This is a genomic window from Kitasatospora sp. NPDC057198 (assembly GCF_042670125.1).
GTDB lineage: Bacteria > Actinomycetota > Actinomycetes > Streptomycetales > Streptomycetaceae > Kitasatospora.
In genome coordinates this window covers 1-1,327 of the sequence record NZ_JBHUWH010000869.1, presented here as the reverse complement: position 1 = coordinate 1,327, position 1,327 = coordinate 1, and the positions used below count along the sequence as shown (strand labels likewise).

The following is a 1,327-nucleotide window of genomic DNA, read 5'->3' as shown; positions in this document are numbered from 1 at the left end:
CCCCGGGCCCCCTTCCGCCCCCTCCCGCCCGCCCGGCGACCCCACCGCCCCCCTCCCCACCAGCACGTCCGCCTCCCTGGACACCGGAAGCTACTGGCGATTAACTTGACTGCGCGACCAGCAGCCGCCGAAGGGAGCGCACCGTGCGCCGCACCGTGTACAACGAGGACCACGAGGCGTTCCGGGAGACCGTCCGGGACTTCATCGCCAACGAGGTCGTCCCGGTCTACGAGAGCTGGGAGGAGGCCGGCCACCCGCCGCGCGACTTCTACCGCAAGCTCGGCGAGCTGGGCATCTTCGGCATCGAGGTCCCCGAGGAGTACGGCGGCGCGGGCGAGAGCGGCTTCAAGTACCAGGCGGTGATCTACGAGGAGACCGCCCGCGCGGGCGTCACCTTCGGCTCCTCGGGCGTGCACACCGGCCTGGTGCTGCCGTACCTGATGGAGTACGCCGACGAGGAGCAGAAGCGGCGCTGGCTGCCCGGCTTCGTCTCCGGCGAGATCATGACCGCGATCGCGATGACCGAACCGGGCGCGGGCTCCGACCTGGCGGGCATCGCCACCACGGCGAAGCTCTCCGCGGACGGCAGCCACTACGTCCTGAACGGCGCCAAGACTTTCATCACCGGCGGCGTGCTCGCCGACCTGGTGCTGGTGGTCTGCCGCACCGCCCCGTACGACCCGGCGGACCGCCGCGCGGGCCTGTCCATCCTGTGCGTGGACACCGAGTCCGAGGGGTACACGGTCGGCCGCAAGCTGCAGAAGATCGGCCTGCGCACCTCGGACACCGCGGAGCTGTCCTTCAGCGACGTCAAGGTGCCGGTGGAGAACCTGCTCGGCGAGGAGGGCAGGGCGTTCTCCTACCTGACCCACAACCTGGTGCAGGAGCGCCTGGCGATCGCCGTCGGCGCGTACGCCTCGGCGGCCGCGGCCGTGCAGTTCGCGGTGAAGTACGTCAAGGAGCGCAAGGTGTTCGGCAAGGCCGTCGCCGAGTTCCAGAACACCAAGTTCTCGCTGGCCGACTGCCAGGCCCAGGTCCTCGCCCAGCAGGCGATGGTCGACCAGGCACTGGAGCTCTACCAGAACGGCGAGCTGACGGTGGCGGACGCCGCCGCGGCCAAGCTGTTCTGCACCGAGTCGGCCTCCGAGGTGATCGACAAGTGCCTGCAGCTGCACGGCGGCTACGGCTACATCCTGGAGTACCCGATCGCCCGCCTCTACACCGACAACCGGGTGTTCCGGATCTACGGCGGCACCAGCGAGGTCATGCGGACGATCATCGCCAAGTCGCTCGGCCTGTAGGCACCGGCCCGCGACGGAGGCGGCCA

1 protein-coding gene is annotated in these 1,327 nt (G+C 70.0%); it reads left to right on the top strand.

The window, feature by feature from the left end; genetic code table 11:
• The first annotated feature begins 143 nt into the window (after positions 1–143).
• Positions 144–1,301, top strand: a complete 1,158-nt coding sequence (locus ACFUEL_RS39745) for an acyl-CoA dehydrogenase family protein (RefSeq protein WP_380243104.1) — start codon at positions 144–146, stop codon at positions 1,299–1,301.
• The last annotated feature ends 26 nt before the right edge of the window (positions 1,302–1,327 follow it).